Here is a 21,163-nt window from a genome sequence, read left to right as displayed (position 1 = left end):
TCCCGGTGTAGCAGCCGTGCCTTTCAAGCCAAGGGGAAAATGCGCCCGCCGGGCGATTGCACGCCTGTGGGGGGGCTCCGGCGGTCGGCGGCAGAATGGGTCGGGAACAGGGAGTGCCCGGTGCAGTTGACCCTGCACGCGCCGGGAAAAAGGAGCCCCCATGCTGGAAGTGCTGGTGAGAGCCGTGATCGCCGTCGCCGCCGTGATCCTGTTTACACGTCTGAACGGATTGCGGTCGTTTTCGAAAATGTCGAGTTTCGATTTCGCCATGACCGTGGCGCTAGGGTCGATCCTGGCGACCACGATTGTCGACCGGTCGCTCGACCTGCGGATCGGGTTGGCGTCTCTGGCCGCGATTTACGTGGTGCAGGCGGCGCTGTCGATGCTGCGAGTTTGGGTCCGCCCGGTTCGCAGGGCGGTGGATAACACGCCGTTGCTGTTGCTGCGCGACGGAGAAATCCTGCGGGAGAGCCTTCGGGAAGGGCGCGTGACGGAGGAGGATCTGTTGGCCCGGCTGCGCATGGCCGACGCCACCCACCTCGATGAGGTCGCGGCGGTCGTGCTTGAGACGACGGGCGATATGAGCGTGATTCGGGACCCCGAGGGCCGGGGGGTGGAAAAGCGCCTCCTGGCGGGGGTTCGCGGCGCCTGAACGGAAACAGTGTTGCCTTTGGTCGGTGACTGTTTCCCGCGGGGCTGCACGTTGCGCTGAACAAAAGATGACAGGGGTCAATGCACTTTGGCGCGCTGCGGGTAGAATGGCGGTACCGCGGTCGACGGCCGCGCCGTGAGGAGGGAGGGTGAGATGACGATACGTACAATTGCTCTGGTCCTGTTCGATCGGGCGGAGGCGGAATGGCTTGTCCCGCTGGCCTGCGAGACTGCACGTGCGTTCGACGCCCATCTGATTGGCGTGCATCCCCATCGGCCGGTGCCGGTGTACTTCGGTCCCGAAGGGGATCTGGGATTCATGGAGGCGGTGCGGGAGCTGCGCGTGGCCGAGGTTGCCGAGATCGAGGACCTGTTCAGCGACACCGCGCGTCGCGCCGACATTCACGCCGAATTGCGGGCACAGCCAGAGGCGTCGCTCGCGTCGGAGGCCTATATGCTGTCGGCCGTGCGCGGGGCGGATCTGGTGGTGATGGCGTCGACCGGGTCGGAAGGCCCGATGTCCGGCAACGACGGACTTGCCCGCACGTTGATCCGTCAAGCGGGGCGCCCGGTTCTGGTCCTGCCGCAGGGGGCCGGACTGGCTGGGGCGCCGGAGCGCATTCTGGTCGGCTGGAGCGACACGCGGGAGGCGGCGCGGGCGGCCCATGATGTGCTGGCGCTGGCCAAGCCGGGTGCGGAGATCGACCTGCTTTCCATTGGCGAGCCGGATGGCCCGGTCGACGGCCGGGAGGATTTCGCGGCGGCGCTGGACCGTCTCGGGTTCCAGGCCACACTGGTGGACCGGGAGGCGTCCCTTCGCGAGCGCGGTGAGACGTTGCTGGCGGTGGCGGAGGAGCGCGGTGCGCAGCTCGTCGTGAGCGGCGCGTTCGGGCACTCGCAGTTTTACGACTTCGTGATTGGCGCGGTGACGAACCACCTGCTGGAACACACCAAGCTGCCGGTTCTGTTGTCCAAGTGAGCGCCGAGCCGGACGGGCTGATGGCGCAGGCAGATGGGCCGTGGCGTGGACGCGGGGTTACGGGGTCATCTCCGTGGGGCGGCTTTTCGTGCTGCCGGCATCCCCGGCAGGCGGGGTGCGCACGGGCTTGGGGCTTTTCGCCCGCTTGGCCGGTCCGGGCGCAAGGCAGGCCTCGATTTCGTCCGCATCCAGAACTTCGCTGGCCTCCAGACGGTCGATCAGGCGCCGGATCTCCCGCTCGTGCTGGGCGATGATGCCGGTGGCTTTCGCCTCCGCGTCCTTCAGCAGGGCCATCACCTCGCTATCGACACGCGCAGCGGTTTCATCGGCATGTTCCCGCGGCAGCGCCATGGTTTGCCCTAGGAACGGCTGGTCCTCGCTCTGGCGCAGGTCCACCGGGCCGAGGTCTTCGGTCATGCCCCAACGGGCGACCATCGACCGGGCCAGGGCGGTCGCGCGCTTGATGTCGTCGTCGGCGCCCGAGCTGACGGTGCCGATCAGCCGCTTTTCGGCGGCGCGCCCGGCGAGCAGGACGATGAGCTGGGTGTTCAGGTAGTCCTCCGGCAGGGTGTGGTGCTCATCCCGTTCCAGCATGTGGGTGCCGCCGAGGCTCCGGCCGCGTGGAATGATCGTCACCTTGTAGAGCGGGTCGGCGCCGGGGCTGTAGTAGGCGGCGGCGGTGTGGCCGGCCTCGTGCACCGCAAGGCGGTGGCGTTCTTCGGGCTGGATGGCGAGGGTCCGCACGGTTCCCATCATCACCTTGTCGCGGGCCTCCTGAAGGTCCGCGCCGGTGATGGTTGCGGCCCGGCGGCGCGCGGCCTGGATGGCGGCTTCGTTCAGCAGGTTCTTCAGGTCCGCCCCGGAAAAGCCGGGCGTGCCTTCGGCGATGGTCCCGAGGTCGGCGGGATCGGCGAGGGGCAAATCGCGGGCGTGGATGTCGAGGATCGCGCGCCGGGCGGTCTTGTCCGGCAGGTTGAGGATGACGTGCCGGTCGAACCGGCCGGGGCGCAGCAGCGCCGGGTCGAGCACGTCCGGCCGGTTGGTCGCGGCCAGAACGACGACCGCTTCCTTGCCGCCGAAGCCGTCCAGTTCCGCGAGGATCTGGTTGAGCGTCTGTTCGCGCTCGTCGTGACCGCCGCCGAGGCCGGTGCCCCGGGTGCGCCCGATACTGTCGAGTTCGTCGATGAAGATGACCGCGGGGGCAGCGTTGCGGGCGGCCTCGAACATCCGGCGCACGCGGCCCGCGCCGACGCCGACGAAGACCTCGATGAACTCCGAGCCGGAGGTCGAGAAGAACGGCACCTCGGCCTCGCCCGCAAGCGCACGCGCGAGCAGTGTCTTGCCGGTGCCGGGCGGCCCCATCAGCAGGACGCCATGCGGAACCTCCGCGCCGACCTTGCCGAACCGTTCCGGCTCGCGCAGGAACTCCACTAGCTCGGCCACTTCCTTCTTCGCCTGATCCTGGCCGGCGACATCGGCAAAGGTCACGGGGGAGCGTTGTTCGGTGGGGGTGGCGAAACGGCCGGTGAAGATCCCGCCCATGCCGCCGGAGCCGAGGCCGCCGAACCGCTCCATCATCCGGCGCTGATACCAAACATAGACGCCGAGGATGAGCAGCCACGGCAGCAGATAGGAAAAGATCGAGACGCCGCGCGGCGTCTCCGCCGTGATCTCCACGCCCTGCGCCTCCAGCAGGGGCAAAAGCTCGGGGTCGCCCTGGCTGGGGGTGACGGCGCGATACCACGTGGTTTCGACGGAGTCGGAGGACGCGGCGCTGACGCGGATCGCGTTTTCCTCCAACAGCGCCTGATTGACGTCGCCCCGGCGGATCATCTGCTTGAGTTCGCTGTAGGGCAGCGTCTGCTGCGGGGGGCCTGCATCGCTCAGCACCGCGATCACGCCCATGAACAGCAACGCAGCGAGCGCCAGAAGTTCGCTCCATCCCACGCGGTTCGCAGGATCGGGTTTCGGGGGTTGGTTCGACGGGTCTCTGGCCATGGGAGGCCTCCGCGCTGATAGTACCATTCTCGCAGAGAAACCCGAAGCTGCGCGTTGATCGGTATCAACATTGTCGGGAGCGCCGCGCGGTGGCGATCCGCCGTTGCGAGGGCGCGACTGGGCAAAAAAAGCCGGCCGGTACGAACGAAGTACGTTCACCGGCCGGCGGGGAATGTCCGCATCGGCAGGGACAGGCACAGACACTGCAGGTGCCCCCAAGGAAGCAGCGGCAGCAACTTGCGGACAAGAAGGAGCGTTACAGATTCCCGGCGCCGTCGCATTGACGGCTGTCAACGCGGCCGCCGGAAAACGGCGCGGTCGGGCGCGTTGCGCGTCATCAATGCCGGCCGGGGAGGTTCATCGTAGCATGTGGGATCACCGTAACGGTCAAGGGAGGAGGCCATGACCGACAAGGATCTCAGACTGGATATCATCGACGAACTCGATTTCGAGCCGAGCATCGATGCGGCCGAGATCGGTGTGGCGGTCCATGACGGCGTCGTCACCCTGTCCGGCCACGTGGCGACCTACGGCGAAAAGGTGACGGCAATCGAGATCGTGGAGAGTGTGAAAGGCGTGCGCGCGGTGGCCGACGAGATCGAGGTTCGGCCGGTGGGGACGCATGTCACGGCCGACGACGAGATCGCCGTGCGGGCCGCCAACAGCCTGACGTGGAACACCTCGGTTCCGGAGAACGCCATCCGGGTCACGGTCGCCAACGGGCGCGTCACGCTGGAGGGCGAGGTGGAGTGGCGCTACCAGGCGGCCGCCGCCGAACAGGTGGTGCACCGGCTCGCGGGCGTCACCGGGGTGGACAACCGCATTCGCATAACGCCGTCGGTAAAGGCCGAAGACGTCTCGCAGCGGATACGGAATGCCCTGATACGCGACGCCGATCTGGATGCGTCCGGCATCAGGGTGAAGGTGCAGGGTGGGACAGTGACCCTAGAAGGCCGTGTGCGCTACCTCGGCGAGCGCCGCTGCGCCGAGCGGGCGGCCTGGGCCGCGCCGGGGGTCGCGGAGGTGGTGGATCGGCTGGAGGTGCAATAGCGAGCGGGTACCACCGCGCGGCGCGATCAGCGTGAACGGGTGTCCGGCGCTGACTGCGGCGGTGCCGGCAGACCGGCGTTGACGGGGATCCCGGTGCGGTCCGGCTCGGCCTCCACCCCGGCCAGACGGGTCAGCAGCGGCAGGTCCCGGATGCGGTAGCGTCCGGGCGCGACGGTGGTGACGAGGCCCTTTTCGGCCAGGTGTCCGAGCGTTCGGCTGATCGTCTCCACAGTGGTGTTGGACAGATCGGCCCAGTCGCGGCGCGACAGTTCGACGGTCACGATAAGGCTGCCGTCCGGACAGTGCTCCACCGGCATGAACTCGGTCGCCATGACGAGGAAGGAGATGATCCGCTCGCGGCTGGTCAGCGCCCCGCGCCGCCAGATCAGTTCGAGCTGACGCTCGTGGCTTTCGTAGGCCTCCTGCACCTGGAACAGTTGGAACCGGCTGTCGTGGGCCGTCATGCGGGCGACGGTTTGCCTGTCGAACGCGCAGATCTCGGCGTCGGTCGCGGCCTCAAGTGTATAGGAGGGGCGGGTCTCCGGCTGCCAACTGACCAGATCGCCGGGGCAGGCCAGCCCGATGAGGGTGCGCCGCCCGTCGGGCCGCAACTTCTCCTTTCGGAGGAATCCGCTGCGGAGGACGCCGAAAACCCACCCGGACTCGCCGTCGCCACCAACCACGTCGTCGCGGCGGTACCGCCATCGTCGCGCGGGCCGGACACCGGAGAGACCGGAGGCGGCAACCGCCCGGCAAAGGGCCGCGCCACGCAGCGTGCACCGATGGCATTCGTCCGGCAGATGGATCTTCGCGACCTTGCCCATGCACGGCTCCTTTCCGCGGGAACCGGCCGGGGGACGGTTCCGGGGCAGGGGGGCGTCAGGACTGGTGCTCCGGCCACGGTCATGCCGTTCGGTCTTGCACGGCTCCCACCGGCGGAGACCGCCGCATCGGGCCGACGTGCGTTGCCGGAGCGATCAAGGACACTGGTCGGGACCCGTCGCTCGGCGGCCCCCCGATGCCCCCTCCGCTTGCACGATTTCACTCTACCGCCGGGTGCATTCGTCCACAATGACCCGGGTCAAGTGCGTTTTTCGCGCGGTCGTGTAGACTGTCGTCGCCCGCTTCGGGAGATCGGTGGCGGGAGATGGGGTGAGGGTCTGCGATGGCGACACACCGTTCCGACCCCGAAAGCGACGGCTGCGAGCTGACGAAGGTCGCCCGCTTCGACAGGCTGGACAGCGGCGTGCGGGACGCGCTCGAGGCGATATGCCGGACGCATCGCTACCGGGCCGGGCAGACGGTGGCCCGGAGTGGCGAGACGCTGGACACGATCGGCTGCGTCCGGTCAGGGTTCCTGCGGATGCAGAAGAGATTGGCCGACGGGCGGCAGCACGTGGTCGGCCTGCTGGTCGAGGGCGACATGTTCGGGCGGGTGTTCGACGGTGCGCTGCACTTCGCCATCGAGGCGGCGACGGAGGCGGAAGTCTGCACCTTTCGCCGCGCGCCGTTCGAGGAGTTGCTGGTGCGGATGCCGGATCTGGAGCGGATGGTGCTTCTGAACATCCTCAATGAGCTCGACCGCGCGCGCGACTGGATGATCATTCTGTCGTGCCCCCGGGTCTCCGGCCGCATCGCGGGCTTCCTGCTCGTGCTGTGCTCCCGGTTCGCGGGCATCGACCACCTGTTCCGCGCGGGCCGCCGCGGCCCGGAGGTGCGCATTCCCATCAGCCGAGCTGATCTGGCCCACTTGCTCGGCACGCGCCCGGAATCCATCAGCCGCGGGTTCCACGCGCTGGCCGAGGCGGGGTACATCGAGATCCTCCGGCCGGATCGCATCGGAATACGCGATCTCACGGCGCTTGCGGCCGAAGCGGGCGACGACGACCTTGCCCTCGGTGCGGGTCTTGTGGGCGGGCCGCGGCGGACCGTGTGATTTGCGATGGCGCAGGTGGGGCCGGGGGCGGCCGTTCGGACTGGATGAGGCCTGAAGCGCGGCGGCGTCAATACGCGGGTTCGACCGGGAACCAGCCGGGGCGGGCAGAGTCGAGGCCGGTTCCCCTCGTAGTCGCGGACCGCGCCCATATCCGGCGTGACGCCGAGGCCCGGGCGGTCGGTGGCGTGGAAGCGGCCGTCTTGCAGCACCGGGGCGACTGGGGCGACGTCGCCGCCGGGATAGTGCCGTTCCGTGTCGATCGCGAGGGTGAGGTTGGGGACCGTCAGCCCGATGTGGACGCAGGCTGCCTGGCTGATCGCGCGTTCCGCGCCGGAGTGGAGCGGGCCGGGGATGCCACGCGCCTCCGCGATGCCGGCCGCCTTGAGGACGGGCCAGAGACCGCCGGCCCGGTGCGGGTCGAGCAGGAGCACGTCGGCGGCATCGGCATGGAGGATGTTGCGGCCGTCCTGCAAGGTATAGGCGCTTTCGTCCGGCGCGATGGGACCGGACCGGCAGCGGCGCAGGGTAGCGTGGCCGGCGATGTCGTCGGGCTCAAGCGGCTGCTCGACTTGGGCGCCGCGTCCTACGAGGCGGCCTGCGATCTCTGCGCGGTCGCCCGCGCCGAGACGGGGCCAAACGCCGCCTCAGAGGGGTTTGCCAGCCTGTTATCGATGGAGCCGGTGGCTGCGTCGGGCCATCTCGCTGATAGCGTTGGCCGAAAGGGCGTCAGCTCAGTTGCCGGCGCGAGCGAGTTTCCGGCCGTCCTCCGGCGCGGTTCCGACCTCGGCCACGACGGACATGCCGGGCACAAGACGCTCGGAAAGGTACTGATCCGGGTCGATCGCTATACGCACGGGCAGCCGCTGGGCGATCTTGATGAAGTTGCCGGTGGCGTTGGAACTGCCGAGCACGCTGAATTCCGAGCCGGTTGCGGGAGAGAAGCTTTCGATATGACCGGTGAACCGGGCCTCGCCCAGTGCGTCCACGGTGAAGCTGACCTTTTGCCCGATATCCATTCCCGAAAGCTGGGTCTCCTTGAAGTTGGCGATGATCCACTTTCGCTCGGGAACCAGTGCCGCGAGCCGGGCGCCGGGGGTCACGTATTGCCCGACGCGGGCCGAGATCTCCCCCAGCTTGCCGTCCACCGGAGCAAGGATGCGCGTGTGTTCGAGGTCGAGCTTGGCGAGATTGACCGCCGCCTCGGCCTCCCGGACCGCGGCTTCGCGCGATCTGCGTTTGACCGCGATGGACTCCACTTCCTGCCGCGTGGTTTCCGCCTGCGCCTCGGCCTGGCGCAGCGCCGCCCGTGCCTGATCGAAGGCGAGCCGACGCCCCTGCGAGTCCTGCTCGGTGATGACGCCCCGGTCGCGCAGTTCCGTCGCCCGGTCGAGGTCGGTGCGGGCCACCTCCAACGCGGCCCTCGCCGATGCCACGCCCGCCTCCGCGGACTCGACACTGGCGCTGGCGGAGAGGCGATCCTGCTTGGCGCTTGCCAGATCGGCATGGGCAGATTCCAGCCGTGCCTCCGCCTGGGCGAGCTGCTGCTTGTAGGTTGAATCGTCCAGCCTGAGCAGCAGGTCGCCCCGTGCGACGTCCTCGAAATCCCCGACGGCGATCTCGGAGACTTCGCCGGCGACTTGCGGTGCAAGGAAGGTCACCTGGCCCCGGACATAGGCATCTTCGGTTATCTGAGCGTCGGGCTCGAACGGCGGCAGGCCCCAGGCGTACAGCACGCCCACGACACCGAGGACGCCGACGGCGAGAGCAATGAACGTAGCGACATGGCGGGTGGCATTGGAAAACATCGTGACTCCTCGTCTCAGGCGGCTTGGGGCTGCGGCGTCCCGGACGCCGGTTCTTGCCTCCCCGCCTGGGTCTCTTCGGGGCTGGTGATGGATTTGCGTGCACGCCAGACCTTGAGGGCCGAATGACCCAGAAGCAGCACGAGCGCCGCGGCCGATGTCACGGCGATGGTCAGGAACGCGTCGTTGTAGGCCATGACGGAGGCCTGCATCCGGACCTCGCCCGCGAGTTGGGCGGCCGCCTGGGCCGAGACAAGCGTGGTGTCCCCAAGCTGCGGCGACAGCGCGCCGAACGAGGTGGCGAGACGACTGGTCACCAGGGGGTCGGTCGCGGCCAGCGACTCCGACAGCCGCTGGGTGTGAAGCTGCCGGCGCACCTGTACGAAGCTGGCAAAGATCGCGGCGCCGAAGATGCCGCCGAGCTTCTGCGTGGTCAGGAAGACGATCACGAATGTCAGGATGTAGTTCGGCCCCTTTGCAAGGGCCGACATCAAGCCGGACAGGAGAGCCGGGGGGAGGAACAGCGCGGAGGCCAGTCCGATCATCCCCTGGGACAGATAGAGGTCCGAGGGCAATGTTTGGGCTGTGGAGCGGGAATCCATCCACGAACCAGCGATCAGGAGGCACAGCGCCACGGCGTGGAACTGGACCTCGCGGCCCGGCTTCATCAGGATGGCGCAGATCACGCCGCCGAGGAGGGTCGCCCCGATGACGACCAGCCAGAGCCCCTGCATCTGTTCGTTGAGAAGGCCCATCGAGCGGAACAAACCGGCCGCGCCGGAGGTTTGCTCGCTCAGGACGAGACGGAACAGCAGGATCGCGGCGGCGAAGTGCATCACGGGCGGGCTGGCGAGCCAACGGATGTCCAGAAGCGGAGTCTCCCGGTTGAGCTCGATGCTGGCGGCGACGGCGAAGGCCGCGATGCCCCCCGCCAGAACAAGGCCCAGCCAGGCATGTTCCGTCCACCAGTAGATTGGGCCCGTCACGGCCGCGACCGCGATGCAACCGAAGCTCACTGCAATGAAGAAGAACGAGATCACGTCGGCCGCTTCGATCCTCATCGGCATGGGCGGCGTCTTGAGCGGCAACAGGTAGATCAGGCCCAGGGAAATCGCGGCCAGGGCGACCTCCATGCTCGTCAGCGCGTGCCACAGCCCGATATCGAGCAGATGCGGTGAGACAAGGCGCGTCACCGGCGAGCCCATGAAGATGAACGTCAGTGCAGCCGCGAGCCCGACATTCATCTTCCGATGCGGCGGCAGCGGCTCGAGCATGTAGAGGAACGCCAGCGAGCTCATCGGCGCGGCGGCGATCCCGGACAGGAACCGCACGGCGAGATGGGCGCCGAAGTCCTCGGCCGAAAAGGTCAGCAAGGTCGCGAGCAAGAAACCGACGATCGACACCTCCGCGAAGCGCCGAATGCCGATCTGACCGCGGATCTTGATCAATGCCAGCGAGAGCGAGGCGTTGGGCGCCATGTAGGCCGCGGTCAGCCACGCGGTTTCGGCTTGGGTTGTGGAAAAGCTGCCTTGCAACTGCTGGGCGTTGGCCGAGATGACCGATTGGCCGTACCCCTGCGCGAGCGCGAGCACGACAGCCGTCGCGAAGTAGCCGCAGGCGCGCCACGGCGGCATCGTCAGACCCTGGGGCGGGGCATCGGACCGCTCGCCGGAGTGCTCCACGGCTTTGTCGTCGGGATGCCGCTGCTGGATCTCGCCGCCTTCGGTCATCAGTGACCCGCCTTCACCACATTGTCGAACATTTGGAGCAGGACCTTGTGCGTGATCGCGAGATCTTCTTCCGAAATTCCGGCCAGGACGTCCGCGCGCACTTGCTCCGACAGCTTCAGAACAGCCTGCACCTGACCCTCGGCCGCGTCCGTCAAATGGATGTGGCGCTGACGCCGGTCGCCGGGATGGATGTCCCGGCGCACCATTCCGCTGGTTTCCATGCCGTCGATCAATCGCGCCATGGTCGGCCGTTCCACCTCCATAGCCTCGGCCAGTTCGCTCTGAGTAAGCGGGCCGCTTTTGGAGAGGTGAAGCAGCAAGCGCGCCCGGGCTTCGGTCAGGCCATACTCACCTGTGCGCGCGTCGAAGAGCGTACGCACCTTGCGCGTCAACGCGATGAGCGTGCGGAGAACGCCGAGCTTGGTGGATTCAAAATCAGACATCACATCATGTAGCCAGCTAACAGTTAGCGATCTATCTAGATGGACAGTGCGCAGATTTCAACGGGAAGGCGAACATTATTGCCCCTTCGTGTGGCGAAGCGGGGTCTCCAGTTAGGATCGGGCTTTCGGGGTCGACGGCTATGAACGCTCAGACGGGCTCGGCCCGGTGCTGCGACATCGCAGCGGGCAACTCTCCCGACCCTCATTGCCATCGCTGTCGTGACCGGTCCCGACGTCATGGTCGTTCGGTGCGGTTGAGTGCCTGCGCCGTTACTGGGGGTGATCGGGCAGGGTCTTCTCGAAGTCGATCTGGAACATCAGCTGTCCGAACGCGGTCGCGGGTTCTTTTGCCATCTCGCGGAACCCCAGTTTGCGGTAGAGTCGGCAGGCGGCCTCGTGACGGTCGAAGGTCGAGACGAGGATCTTCTCGAAATCATGTGTCTTGGCGTGGCCGATCAGGTCTTCGATCATCTGCCTGCCGATCCCCAGGCCCCGAAACGGCTCTTCGAGGTAGAACAGGCGGAGTCGGCCGACCGCAGCACGCTCGGTGGAGAAAAAGACGCAGCCGACCGGGCGGCGTATCTCCCCCGCCTCGGCGATCAGGAATTTGCTGGTGTCGTCGTCGATCCTTTCCTCAAGCAGATCGAGCGCCTTGGAGACCGCCTCCGCAAAGCTCGGGTCGAACCCGTCGATCCTCTCGTAGTGGCGGACGTTCGCACGGATGATCCAGTCCCGGTCGGACGGTTTGTAACTCCGGAACGGGGCTGTCGTGCGTCGGGAGGTCATGGCAACTCGTATAGGGCGTGAAACGGATGCCTGATATGGGAAAACTCCCGCTAAGGTCTCAATGCGGGCCTGCGTCGAGGCGGCAGGCGGTGCGCCTCGCCGACATCGGCAACCCACGCGCTGCGCGGCGCACAAGTCCGCAATCAGACCAGAGAGTCGGGATGCGTCAGTTGCGACGACGGAACGCCTTCGGGGCAGATTGAGAGAGCGCGGGGGACTGGAGAGCAGCGAGGTGCTTTGTTTTTAACGTCAATGGGAAGGGAGGCGCGATCAATGTGCAAGCATCGGAAGCCCATTGAAAGTAAATGGAGGCGAGTACCGGAATCGAACCGGTGTACACGGATTTGCAATCCGGCCTCTTTCCGATGAAAAACAAGGGGGTCGTGTTTCAAAACATGCCCCGACAAACGGTGAACGTTCCGGGAAAGTTTCAAAGCCCGGTCTGACCGGTGCGAACGAAGACCCCGGCGCGCTGGCGTGCGCAACCGGGGCAATTGTGTGTGAAGTGGATCTTCGTGACGACAATACCGCATCGCTCGCGGCGCGTCACCCCATCATCGCGACCCATTGGGGGTTCGCGGCATGAGCAAAATTACGGCAAGTCGTAAAAACTTCCGCCCCCGCGGCTATATCGACGATTACCGTCCGAGCACCAGCACCCGAGCGCTGCTCAGCCAGGCGCAAGAAGTGCTGGATGAATACCGCCAATATTGGCCGCTCACGATCCGCCAAATTTTCTACCGATTGGTTGGAGCGCATGGCTATGACAAGACGGAAGGCGCCTACAAGCGGCTCTGCCACCACCTCGCCAATGCTCGCCGAGGGCGCTGGATCAGCTTTGATGCAATTCGCGACGACGGCGTGACGACCTACTCGCTGGACCACTTCGTCGACCGGGATGACTTCCTGCGACACGTCCGCCGACTTGGCGAGACCTATACGCGCGACAAGTTGGCTGGACAGGACTTGCATATTGAAGTCTGGGGCGAGGCCGCAGGAATGTTGCCCCAGCTCTACCACGTCGCCGAACCCTATTCGGTGCCTGTCTATTCCTCCGGCGGCTTTGACAGCCTGACAGCCAAGAAGCGGCTGGCGGATCGCATTTGCCGAATGGAAAAAGAGGCCACCATTCTGCACTTGGGCGACTTCGATCCCAGCGGGGAAAGCATATTCGACAGCGTGGCCGAAGACGTGACGGCCTTCGTCATGTCCGACCGACCGCATGGCCTCGTCAGCGTGGCCTTCGAGCGGGTCGCATTGACGGCCGAACAGGTGTCCAGATACGGCCTCCCCACCGCGCCACCGAAAACAACTGATAGTCGTTCCAAGTCCTGGGATGGGGGGACGTGCCAGCTTGAAGCGCTGCCGCCGAACGTTATCGCGGAAATCCTGCGGGCCGCAATCGAGCGGCATATCGACGGCGACCAACTCGCCCTGGATCGCCAGTTCGAAGCGAACGACCGCATCATGATCAATGGCCTTCTGCCGGCCCCTGACGGCGGGGGGGCGGTGTGATGCACGCTGTCTTCGCGGAGCACGTTGCCGACTACGTGAACGCCGGGCTCGTCGCCTTCCCGGTGGATGCAAGGGCCAAGAGGCCGCTGGTGCGCAACTGGGAGCGGGCCGGGACCAATGCCTCGCGCGCGTGGGCCAGTAACCCGCGTTTCGCCGGGGCAGAGGGCATCGGCATCCGAATGGGCGGGATAGTCGAGGTCGACGTGGACGCCGCCGGAGATGCCTGGTTGCAGTCCGCCGTGGAGCGCTTCGGCGATACCCCGGTCAGGATCAGGACGGCAAGCGGCAAGGGCAAGCTCTGGTATCGCGGGAATGGCGAGGGGCGGCGCATTCGACCGTTCAGGGGCCTGCCCATAGACGTGCTGGGGGGCGGCTTCACCATCGCCCCGCCGTCGTGGCGTGAAGATCTCGGGGCCGCCTATCGCTTCCTGAGCGGGTCTGTGGCGAACCTCAACGACCTTCCCACCATCCGCGCAGGCGCGCTGGAGGACGGCTACACACGGGCGGCTGAGGGTGTACAGGACGGCGAGCGCAACAACGCCCTCTGGCGCCACTGCATGACGCAGGCGCGCTTCTGCGATGACGTGGAAGCCCTGATCGACGTGGCGGCAAGCTGGGCCGGTTCGTTCCCCGATCCCCTAGGCCTCGTCGAGGTGGAGCGCTGCGCCCGTTCGGCGTGGCGGTACGAGTGCGAGGGCCGCAACTACCTTGGTCTTCGCAAGCCCCAGATAACAGCGGAGGACGGGTACATGGATGACCTGATCGACCAGCCGGAAGCGCTGGTGCTCTACCAGATGTTCAAGCGCTGGCACAGCAAGCGGCCGAATTTCGCCATTGCGCCGACTGCCATGAGCGAGGCGGGCAGCCCGCCGTGGCACCGCACCCGCATCATCCGTGCACGCGATGTGCTCATAGAGCGAGGCTTCATTCAGGAGGTGAGCAGGCCGATCCGTGGACGGCGAGCCGGCCGTTACCGCTTCGCCGAGCAAATGGCGGATTCCGGCAAAGATCACTATACACCTTCTCCCCCCGGGTAAGGGGAAGGGGAGGCAGGCAGGCAAAACGACACCCGAACGAGGAAACGAGCAATGAACATGAACAGGAAACCCCCTCTCGACCCATGGCGCTTCGACGCCATTACCAGCGGCCCCGAACGACTGTGGGGGCTCAGCCCTATTGCTTCGGCTCTCGGCGTGTCCGTCGACACGGCCCGCAAGCTGGCCAAGCGAGACGACGTGCCGATCTACCAGCCGCCCGGCTCGGGCCGCTACTTCGCAACCCGCACTGAACTCAATGAATGGATGAGGACCAAATGACCAGCGATCTCACGAGAGACCCGAACCCGCGCATCTACAACGTGGCGATGTGCCTGCCACCGGCAAAGCTCAAGGGCGATGCTGTCTTGCTGGCCACCTTCAGCGTCGGGATGTGGCCCGTCCATGTCGATGACCTGCAACTCGTGCGGTACAAGGGCGAAGTACGGCTGTGGTGGAACCACAAAGGGATGCGCATCCTCAGCGATGCCAAGCCGATCATCATCGAAGCCGCGAAGGAGAAGGTTCGGGAGGCGCTCGCCGACCTGGAAGATCTCGACGAGTGAGATGGATCGTGCGTTCCAAGTTGGAACACACCGCCCGGAAACCGTTACGCGCGTAACGGATTGTCTCACTTCCCAAACTTCTCATTGCTTGGGAACGTTCCAAGGGGGGGTGGTCTTCAACTTTCCACCTCCCTGGGGGACCGGCGCGGGGTCCTCGTCGCAACATTTGCCCGAAACTGGAATTTTCGCACCCCACGAAAACCTCCAAAAACCAATGAGTTCCTGCATCTGGCCAGCTTACCGGGCCGCATACCGCCGGGTATCTTTCCGGTATGTGGCCGTTTTCGAAGCAAAAAAACCAACCCGAGATCGAAGCGAAGTCGCTCAGCGTTCCTGAGGACTGGCTGCTCGAATTGTTCGGCGCCACTCCGACTTACTCGGGTGTCAGCCTCTCTGCCGAGGCGGCCCTTCGTGTACCGGCCGTCAGTTCCGCAATTCGGGTGATCTCCGAAGCCGTTGCAAGTCTCGACATTGCCGTGAAGACCTCCGACGAGCGGCAGACGCTGAACGACGATGCGGCAGCGGCGCTGCTGACCGGCGCGGCGAACGACTGGACCAGCGGATACGAGCTGATCCGTGATCTCGTGGCCGATGCGCTGCGGTACGATGCCGGCGGCATGGCCTGGGTCAACCGTGTGAATGGCCGGCCGGTGGAGATCATCCGCTACGCGCAAGGCGTCATCTCAGTCGAGTATGACCCGGTGACGGGCGAGCCGAGCTATCGCATCAGCAACCGCCCCGAGCCCGCGGCGAACATCATCCACCTTCGCAGCCCCTTCGGCCGCGCCCCGCTCACGCTGGCGAAGGAGGCTATCGGCGTTGCCTTCGTGATGGAGCGCCATGCGGCCCGGCTCTTTGGCCGTGGCGCCCGGCCCTCGGGGGCACTCAAGTTCCCGAAGGGCATGGGTGAGGAGTCGGTGAAGAAGGCGCGTGCTGCGTGGCGCGCGACCCACGAGGGCGAAGACACCGGCGGCCAGACGGCGATCCTCTACGACGGCGCCGAGTTCGAGCCGTTTACGTTCAACTCCACCGACGCGCAGTTCCTCGAAAACCGCAAGTTCCAGATCCTCGAAATTGCCCGCGCGTTCCGGGTGCCGCCGTCGATGCTGTTCGAACTGGACCGTGCAACCTGGAGCAACACCGAACAAATGGGCCGCGAGTTCCTGGTCTACTGCCTTGAGCCGTGGCTGCGGGCCATGGAAGGCGCGCTTCGGCGGGGCCTGTTCCTGCCCGACGAGCGCGCCGGCAAGGTGATCCGCTTCGACCGCGACGACCTCACCCGCGCCGATCTGAACACCCGCGCGACCGTCATCAACAGCCTGATCTCGTCGCGCACGATCAACCCCAATGAGGGCCGCGCCTGGCTTGGTCTTCTGCCGCGTGAGGGCGGCAACGAATTCCTGAACCCGAACATCACCTCCGATGCGTCAGTCGACAAGGAAACCGACGATGGACCTGAGTGACATTCTCGCGGACGCGCAGGACCAGGACCGGGGCCGCGAGTTCGAACTGGCCGATCCCGTGACGGGCAAGCCCACGGGGATCAAGTTGCGGATCGCGGGGCCAGACAGCGCCACGCAGAACCGCGCACGGCTTCGCTTGTCCGACGATCTGGCGGAAGCCGCCGATCCGGACGGGAGGGTGCCGGCCGACGCCCGCGAGCGGCTGCGGCTTGAGTGCCTCGCCGCCTGCGTTCTCGGTTGGGAGATCGAGGAAGACGGCAAGCCCATTCCGTTCTCCCAAGCAAATGTCGTGCGCCTTCTCAAGTCGGCGGCCTGGGTACAGGCGCAGGTCGACGACTTCGCCTCCAACCGCTCAGCATTCAGAGGAAGGTAATGGATAAATTCACCCGATACGCCCCCAGCATCACTGGCCCCGCCGACGACTGGATTCCGATCACCCCGGATGACAATGCCGATCTGCCGTTCCTGCCCAGGGCGTTGACCTGCACCGGAGCGGGAACGGCCGTGATCGTCTCCGCGTCCGGCAACGAGATGTCAGCGGCACTGGACCCCCTCGTTGAGCGGGGACTGCGCCCGGTCAGGGTGAGGGCCACCGGCACCACGGCCACCGGCATTTACGGGCTGGTCTGATGGAAAGGCTGCTCGTCGAAACCAAGATCCTCGCCGAAGACGACGGCACTGTCTCCGGCTTAGCATGGCCGTTCGGCTCGCCGGATCGGGTTGGCGACTGGATTGAACCCGGCGCCTTCAAGTCCGCGTCCCTGCCGCTTCCGATGTTGTTTGGCCACGACCAGAACGACCCGGTGGGCGCGTGGGATTCAGCCGAGGAAAAGGCAGACGGCTTGCACATCTCCGGCAAGCTTCTCGTCGAGGATCTGCCACGGGCGCGGGAGATCCGGGCGCTCGTCCGTTCTGGCGCGGTGCGGGGGCTCAGCATCGGGTTCACGACCAAAGGTGCCGAGAAGCGCAAGGGCGGCGGCCGCACGATCAAAGCACTTGAACTGATGGAAGTCTCGCTCGTGACCCTCCCGATGCATCCGGGCGCGCGCGTGACTTCTGCCAAATCCGCGGTGCAGGCGATCCGCCTCGCCGAGATCCTGAACCGCGCCGCGGCGCAACTTACGAGGTAGCCATGAAACACTTCCCCCAAAACCACTTCATCCGGAAAGGCGACGAAGACGATCCTGTCGATGTCGTCACGAAGGCCGTGAAGGACCTGACCGAGACCGTCGACGAGCGGCTGGCCACGGTCGAGAAGAAGGCCGACACCACGAAACTGGTGGAGCGGCTGGACAAGCTGGAGGCGAAGACCAACCGCGCCGCCGGTGACGGCTCGCACGACAAGGGCGACGACATCGAGAAGAAGGCGCTTTCCGTCTTCCTGCGCTCCGGTGTCCAGGCGCTCGATGATGTCGAGAAGAAGACCCTGAACCTCGGAACGAACACCGCCGGCGGCTATGTCGTCGCCCCGGAGTTCTCGACGCGCATCTTGCAGGGGATCTCCGAACAGAGCCCGATGCGCTCGGTCGCGAACACCATGTCGATCGGTACGACCGAGGTCTACATTCCGAAGCTGGTCTCGAATGTCCAGCCGGGGTGGGTGACCGAGATGGGTCCGCGGCCGACCTCCGAACCGGCCTTCGATCAACAGAAGATCGAAGTGTTTGAGCAAGCGGTCATCGTGCCCGTTTCGCAGCATCTCCTGGAAGACAGTTTCATCGACCTTGAAGCGTTCCTGCGCAACCACATCGCGCGCGAGTTCGCCAAGATGGAAGCTGCGGCTTTCGTCAATGGAGACGGCAACGGCAAGCCCACGGGCTTCCTCGCCGATGCGGCGTCCTACCAGTCGATCAACGTCAAGGATGATGGCTCCGATTTCGTCGACGCGCTCATGGCGCTCTACTACGCGCTGCCGACCGAATACGCGCGTCGGGCCACCTGGGCTTTGAACCGCAAGTCGCTCGCGACGATCCGGGGGCTGAAAGATGCCAACGGCGCGTTCATCTGGCAGCCCGGCCTTACGGACTCGGCACCGTCCTCGCTGTTCGGCCGGCCGGTTGTCGAGATGGTCGATATGCCGGACCTCGCCGCGGGTGCCTATCCCGTCGCATTCGGCGACTTCCACACCGGCTATCAGATCGTGGACCGCATCGGCATTCAGACCATGCGGGACGACTACACGGGAGCGGACAACGGCATCGTGAAGATCCGCGCCCGTCGCCGCGTCGGCGGGGCCACGGTCATGCCCGAAGCAATCGCCGTACTCGAAGGGGTGGCAGCATGAGCACCGTGAGCAAGAGCCAAGCCGAGATCGACGCCTTCGTGGCTGACCTCCGCAAGACCAAGGGCGGCGTCAGCGTTACCGAGAGCGATGGCGAGACCGTCATTCGCACCCGCGACGGCGACGAGCACCGCTTCAAGGTCTCGAAGTCGAAGAAGGCGGACTGACGTGCCATGCCCAGCAAGCCACCCCGGATCTGCGCGTGCGGTCACCGTGTCGCGGCCGGCGTGCGCTGTCCCTGCGAGCGTAAGCGGGCTGCCGAGCGAAATGCCCGGCACGACCGCAAGCGTCCGAATTCAAGTCAGCGGGGCTACACCGGCACATGGGAAAAGGCACGGCTTGCCTTCCTTGCCGAGCATCCCCGGTGCCGGCGGTGCGGCGGGCCGGCCGATCTCGTCGACCACATCACCCCGCACAAGGGCGATCCAGCGCGGTTCTGGGACCGCACCAACTGGCAAGCCCTGTGCACACATTGTCATTCCGGCGCGAAGCAACGTGAAGAACGGCGCCTGACCAGGAGACCGAAACAATGAGCGTATACAGCGCAAAGGACACCCTGATTTTCATCAGCACCACGTCGCAGGACACGGAACCAGCGAATGAAGCAGCCTACGAGGCGCTCAGCTACACCGAGATCGGCGCCAACGGCGAGGTCGAGAGTATCGGCCGGTTCGGCGACACGTCCAACGAAGTCACCTTCGCAGGTCTCAAGGACGGCCGCATTACCCGTGCCAAGGGCACCCGCGATGCCGGGACGCTGGATCTCGTGATGGCGATCAACTACGCCGATCCCGGTCAGGTGGCGCTGGTCGCGGCCGAGAAGACCGACTTCAACTATGCCTTCAAGATCCAGTTCAACGACGCCCCGGACGGCGGTACCCCGAGCGTTCGCTACTTCATCGGCATGGTCGGGAGCGCCGCGGAGGAAGCCGAGGGCGTCGACGCGATCCTGAAATTCCACTCGTCGATCTGGATCAACTCGCCGGTTACGCGCGTCGATGCTGCCGGTGCCTGATGATCTACTCCACGGCGGGAAGTCGGATATTCATTGCTGACCTGCCTGACGGTCCTATCCCGGCGGCCGGCTGGGTAGAGATTGGCGAGACGGAGACGCTCGGCACCCTCGGCGTGGAATGGCAGATGGACGAGGCCACGGTTGCCTGCGATCCCGATGGACCGCAGGAAGTCGAGTTTGCCAAGTCGGCATTGCGGCGCCAGGCGATGCAGATCGTTCTCGGCAATGACCTCACCGATGCCGGGCAAGTTGTCTTGTGGAAGGCCGCGTATTCGTCCTCGGATTTCCCTTTCCGGCTGGTGCTGCCGGATGGTGTCACCGAGCGCGCCTGGATGGGATTCGTCATGCGCATCGGCGAGGTCTTCGGGGAGGCGGATGTCGTGATGCGGCTTGAGGTGGACATTCAACCGAATGGTGCGATCCAGCGCAGCGAGGATACCTGATCATGGCTATCGTAACGGTAGAGGAATTGAAGGAGCATCTGGCGTTCACCGATGACATCGGGAGCACCGACGACGCCCTTTTGGCCCGGCTGATCGACGCCGCAGAGAACCACGTCAACCGTCTTCTCGGCTTCATCATCTCCGACACCTACGGCGGGCAGGATCAGGACCCGGTGCCGCCCGCGCTGGTGGAGGCTGTCAGTCAGCTTGCCGCCTGGTGGTACGAATGTCGCGAGGCTGCGGGAGATGGCGCGAAGGAAACCCCCTACGGCGTGCGCGAGATCGTCACCGAGTTCCGGGAGTTCACATTCTGATGGGCGACGGCGGGCTTTCGAAATTCCAGAAGCGCATGAACGCAATCCCGAAGGAGGTTCGGGAGGCGGTCAAACCCGCGTTGATGAAGTCGGCGGAGGAAACCGCCGCGGCCATGCGCACCCTTGCGCCTGTTGACAGCGGCGATCTGCGGGACAGCATTGCCGTCACTGGTCCCGGTCAGGCTACGCCGCCCTATTCTCAGCCCGGCGGGTCTTACACGGTTCCCGAGAACGCCGTCTCGATCACGGCCGGCAATACCGATGTTCGCTACGCCCACCTTGCCGAGTACGGCACGAAGGACACCGCAGCGCAGGCCTACTTCTGGCCCGGCTTCCGGCTCCACCGCAAGCGGTCGCTGAACCGGATCAAGCGCGCGATCTCCAAGGCAGTGCGGGAAGCAGGCAAATGAGCATCGACCTCGAAGTGCAGAAGGCGATCCGGGCACGGTTGGTGGCCACGCCCGCTGTCACCGACCTTGTACCCCCTGCGAGCATTCTGGACCGCAACCAGCGGCCTGCGCCGTCGCCGTCCATCGTCCTCGGGGAGAGTCAGGAGGTCGACGAGGGAAGCAGCCTCCAGCGCCTCCATACGCGCGTCTATCACACGATCCACGTGTGGAAGCGAGAACCGTCATTGGAAGGTGTGAAGGTCATCTGCGGGGCCGTCAGGGGCGCCTTGTGGGAAGGACGCCTTACGCTTGGCCCCGGACTTCACGCGGCCGATGTAAAGGTTTCAGGTACTCGCGCCATGCGCGATCCGGACGGGGAGACCTCGCACGGCGTGGTGACGGTCGAGGTTCTGGTGAGCGGGGTGCCGGCATGAAATCGGGCAGGCTCCGGCGCGTGATCCAGATCCAGCGCGCAACCAATACCGTGAACGATGCGGGCACGCCGGTGGAAACGTGGGCCGATCATGCGCACCTCCGCGCCGAGGTGATCCGCCAGGAAGCCAGCGAGTTCGTCAACGCTCAGGGCGCTGGCGATGTCGAAAGCGTGGTGTTCCGCACCCGGTACTTCGGCGATGTGACCAACGCGGATCGGGTCCGGTTCCGTGGGGAGGACTTCAACATCAAGACCGTCGCCGAGATCGAGGACGGCCGGGGCCTTGAGATCCGCTGCGAGAAGCTGGGGGCAGGCTGATGCGAGGGGTGAAACCG

Annotated in this window: 27 protein-coding genes and 1 pseudogene; 21 read left to right on the top strand and 7 right to left on the bottom strand. The window is 65.7% G+C overall.

Annotated elements, in window-relative coordinates; translation table 11 throughout:
• Positions 1-160 precede the first annotated feature (160 nt).
• Both BM075_RS03305 and BM075_RS03300 read left to right on the top strand, forming a co-directional pair.
• A complete protein-coding gene (locus tag BM075_RS03305; protein WP_093359217.1) occupies positions 161-652 on the top strand; it encodes a DUF421 domain-containing protein in 492 nt (163 codons plus the stop codon).
• Positions 653-805: 153 nt separating this feature from the next.
• A complete protein-coding gene (locus tag BM075_RS03300; RefSeq protein ID WP_093359216.1) occupies positions 806-1,630 on the top strand; it encodes a universal stress protein in 825 nt (274 codons plus the stop codon).
• Between the two features lie 57 nt (positions 1,631-1,687).
• Here the strand turns inward: BM075_RS03300 and ftsH are convergent, their stop codons facing one another.
• Positions 1,688-3,628, bottom strand: a complete 1,941-nt coding sequence (ftsH, locus tag BM075_RS03295; RefSeq protein ID WP_093359215.1) for an ATP-dependent zinc metalloprotease FtsH — start codon at positions 3,626-3,628, stop codon at positions 1,688-1,690.
• A gap of 402 nt (positions 3,629-4,030) precedes the next feature.
• Here ftsH and BM075_RS03290 point away from each other — a divergent pair, with 402 nt between their 5' ends.
• Entirely contained in the window at positions 4,031-4,678 is a 648-nt protein-coding gene (locus BM075_RS03290; protein ID WP_093359214.1) for a BON domain-containing protein, read from the top strand.
• A 26-nt stretch (positions 4,679-4,704) separates the two neighbouring features.
• Here BM075_RS03290 and BM075_RS03285 read toward each other — a convergent pair whose 3' ends face one another.
• Positions 4,705-5,502, bottom strand: coding sequence for a Crp/Fnr family transcriptional regulator (locus BM075_RS03285; protein ID WP_093359213.1), 798 nt, complete (start codon positions 5,500-5,502; stop codon positions 4,705-4,707).
• A 341-nt stretch (positions 5,503-5,843) separates the two neighbouring features.
• Here BM075_RS03285 and BM075_RS03280 point away from each other — a divergent pair, with 341 nt between their 5' ends.
• Complete coding sequence (locus BM075_RS03280; protein WP_093359212.1) at positions 5,844-6,614, top strand: Crp/Fnr family transcriptional regulator; 771 nt, start codon at positions 5,844-5,846, stop codon at positions 6,612-6,614.
• Between the two features lie 158 nt (positions 6,615-6,772).
• Here BM075_RS03280 and BM075_RS25150 read toward each other — a convergent pair.
• The 5 genes and pseudogenes from BM075_RS25150 to BM075_RS03255 form a co-directional block, all read right to left on the bottom strand.
• Positions 6,773-7,216 (bottom strand): annotated as a pseudogene (locus tag BM075_RS25150) (enolase C-terminal domain-like protein); the annotation flags it as partial.
• A 129-nt stretch (positions 7,217-7,345) separates the two neighbouring features.
• Entirely contained in the window at positions 7,346-8,419 is a 1,074-nt protein-coding gene (locus BM075_RS03270) for an HlyD family secretion protein (RefSeq protein WP_093359211.1), read from the bottom strand.
• Positions 8,420-8,433: 14 nt separating this feature from the next.
• Positions 8,434-10,146, bottom strand: a complete 1,713-nt coding sequence (locus BM075_RS03265; protein ID WP_177208230.1) for an MFS transporter — start codon at positions 10,144-10,146, stop codon at positions 8,434-8,436.
• Entirely contained in the window at positions 10,146-10,589 is a 444-nt protein-coding gene (locus tag BM075_RS03260; protein WP_093359210.1) for a MarR family winged helix-turn-helix transcriptional regulator, read from the bottom strand. The genes BM075_RS03265 and BM075_RS03260 overlap by 1 nt, the downstream gene beginning before the upstream one ends.
• 270 nt (positions 10,590-10,859) lie before the next feature.
• Positions 10,860-11,375, bottom strand: coding sequence for a GNAT family N-acetyltransferase (locus BM075_RS03255; RefSeq protein WP_093359209.1), 516 nt, complete (start codon positions 11,373-11,375; stop codon positions 10,860-10,862).
• Between the two features lie 582 nt (positions 11,376-11,957).
• Between BM075_RS03255 and BM075_RS03250 the strand changes: the two genes are divergently transcribed.
• The 17 genes from BM075_RS03250 to BM075_RS03175 all read left to right on the top strand — a co-directional run bounded on the left by BM075_RS03250 (position 11,958) and on the right by BM075_RS03175 (position 21,146).
• Positions 11,958-12,890, top strand: coding sequence for a hypothetical protein (locus BM075_RS03250; RefSeq protein WP_245758727.1), 933 nt, complete (start codon positions 11,958-11,960; stop codon positions 12,888-12,890).
• Entirely contained in the window at positions 12,890-13,927 is a 1,038-nt protein-coding gene (locus tag BM075_RS03245; protein WP_093359208.1) for a bifunctional DNA primase/polymerase, read from the top strand. Before BM075_RS03250 ends, BM075_RS03245 begins: the two co-directional genes overlap by 1 nt.
• A 57-nt stretch (positions 13,928-13,984) precedes the next feature.
• The gene (locus BM075_RS03240; protein ID WP_093359410.1) at positions 13,985-14,206 is read left to right on the top strand and encodes a DNA-binding protein; all 222 of its coding nucleotides are present in this window, start codon (positions 13,985-13,987) and stop codon (positions 14,204-14,206) included.
• Positions 14,203-14,490: a hypothetical protein gene (locus BM075_RS03235; protein ID WP_093359207.1), complete on the top strand. Its 288-nt coding sequence runs from the start codon at positions 14,203-14,205 to the stop codon at positions 14,488-14,490. Before BM075_RS03240 ends, BM075_RS03235 begins: the two co-directional genes overlap by 4 nt.
• 272 nt (positions 14,491-14,762) lie before the next feature.
• Positions 14,763-15,953 carry a phage portal protein gene (locus tag BM075_RS03230; protein ID WP_093359206.1) on the top strand — a complete coding sequence of 397 codons (1,191 nt, stop codon included), beginning with the start codon at positions 14,763-14,765 and terminating at the stop codon, positions 15,951-15,953.
• Positions 15,940-16,326, top strand: a complete 387-nt coding sequence (locus tag BM075_RS03225; RefSeq protein WP_093359205.1) for a hypothetical protein — start codon at positions 15,940-15,942, stop codon at positions 16,324-16,326. Before BM075_RS03230 ends, BM075_RS03225 begins: the two co-directional genes overlap by 14 nt.
• Positions 16,326-16,583 carry a spike base protein, RCAP_Rcc01079 family gene (locus BM075_RS03220; RefSeq protein WP_093359204.1) on the top strand — a complete coding sequence of 86 codons (258 nt, stop codon included), beginning with the start codon at positions 16,326-16,328 and terminating at the stop codon, positions 16,581-16,583. Before BM075_RS03225 ends, BM075_RS03220 begins: the two co-directional genes overlap by 1 nt.
• Entirely contained in the window at positions 16,583-17,083 is a 501-nt protein-coding gene (locus BM075_RS03215) for an HK97 family phage prohead protease (RefSeq protein ID WP_093359203.1), read from the top strand. Before BM075_RS03220 ends, BM075_RS03215 begins: the two co-directional genes overlap by 1 nt.
• Positions 17,084-17,085: 2 nt before the next feature.
• Positions 17,086-18,237 (top strand): phage major capsid protein, encoded by a 1,152-nt coding sequence (locus BM075_RS03210; RefSeq protein ID WP_093359202.1) that lies wholly within the window; start codon positions 17,086-17,088, stop codon positions 18,235-18,237.
• Complete coding sequence (locus tag BM075_RS24350; protein ID WP_177208229.1) at positions 18,234-18,401, top strand: hypothetical protein; 168 nt, start codon at positions 18,234-18,236, stop codon at positions 18,399-18,401. Before BM075_RS03210 ends, BM075_RS24350 begins: the two co-directional genes overlap by 4 nt.
• A 6-nt stretch (positions 18,402-18,407) precedes the next feature.
• Positions 18,408-18,767, top strand: a complete 360-nt coding sequence (locus BM075_RS03205; RefSeq protein WP_093359201.1) for an HNH endonuclease signature motif containing protein — start codon at positions 18,408-18,410, stop codon at positions 18,765-18,767.
• Complete coding sequence (locus tag BM075_RS03200) at positions 18,764-19,249, top strand: hypothetical protein (RefSeq protein ID WP_093359200.1); 486 nt, start codon at positions 18,764-18,766, stop codon at positions 19,247-19,249. Before BM075_RS03205 ends, BM075_RS03200 begins: the two co-directional genes overlap by 4 nt.
• Entirely contained in the window at positions 19,249-19,692 is a 444-nt protein-coding gene (locus BM075_RS03195; RefSeq protein WP_093359199.1) for a hypothetical protein, read from the top strand. The genes BM075_RS03200 and BM075_RS03195 overlap by 1 nt, the downstream gene beginning before the upstream one ends.
• A 2-nt stretch (positions 19,693-19,694) precedes the next feature.
• The gene (locus BM075_RS03190) at positions 19,695-20,006 is read left to right on the top strand and encodes a head-tail connector protein (RefSeq protein ID WP_177208228.1); all 312 of its coding nucleotides are present in this window, start codon (positions 19,695-19,697) and stop codon (positions 20,004-20,006) included.
• Positions 20,006-20,416: an HK97-gp10 family putative phage morphogenesis protein gene (locus BM075_RS03185; protein WP_093359197.1), complete on the top strand. Its 411-nt coding sequence runs from the start codon at positions 20,006-20,008 to the stop codon at positions 20,414-20,416. The genes BM075_RS03190 and BM075_RS03185 overlap by 1 nt, the downstream gene beginning before the upstream one ends.
• Positions 20,413-20,829: a DUF3168 domain-containing protein gene (locus BM075_RS03180; RefSeq protein WP_093359196.1), complete on the top strand. Its 417-nt coding sequence runs from the start codon at positions 20,413-20,415 to the stop codon at positions 20,827-20,829. Before BM075_RS03185 ends, BM075_RS03180 begins: the two co-directional genes overlap by 4 nt.
• Positions 20,826-21,146, top strand: coding sequence for a phage head closure protein (locus BM075_RS03175; RefSeq protein WP_093359195.1), 321 nt, complete (start codon positions 20,826-20,828; stop codon positions 21,144-21,146). Before BM075_RS03180 ends, BM075_RS03175 begins: the two co-directional genes overlap by 4 nt.
• Positions 21,147-21,163 lie beyond the last annotated feature (17 nt).

Origin of the sequence: Tropicimonas isoalkanivorans (genome assembly GCF_900112335.1) — a bacterium.
Lineage (GTDB): Bacteria > Pseudomonadota > Alphaproteobacteria > Rhodobacterales > Rhodobacteraceae > Tropicimonas > Tropicimonas isoalkanivorans.
This window is presented reverse-complemented; position numbering and strand designations above follow the sequence as displayed.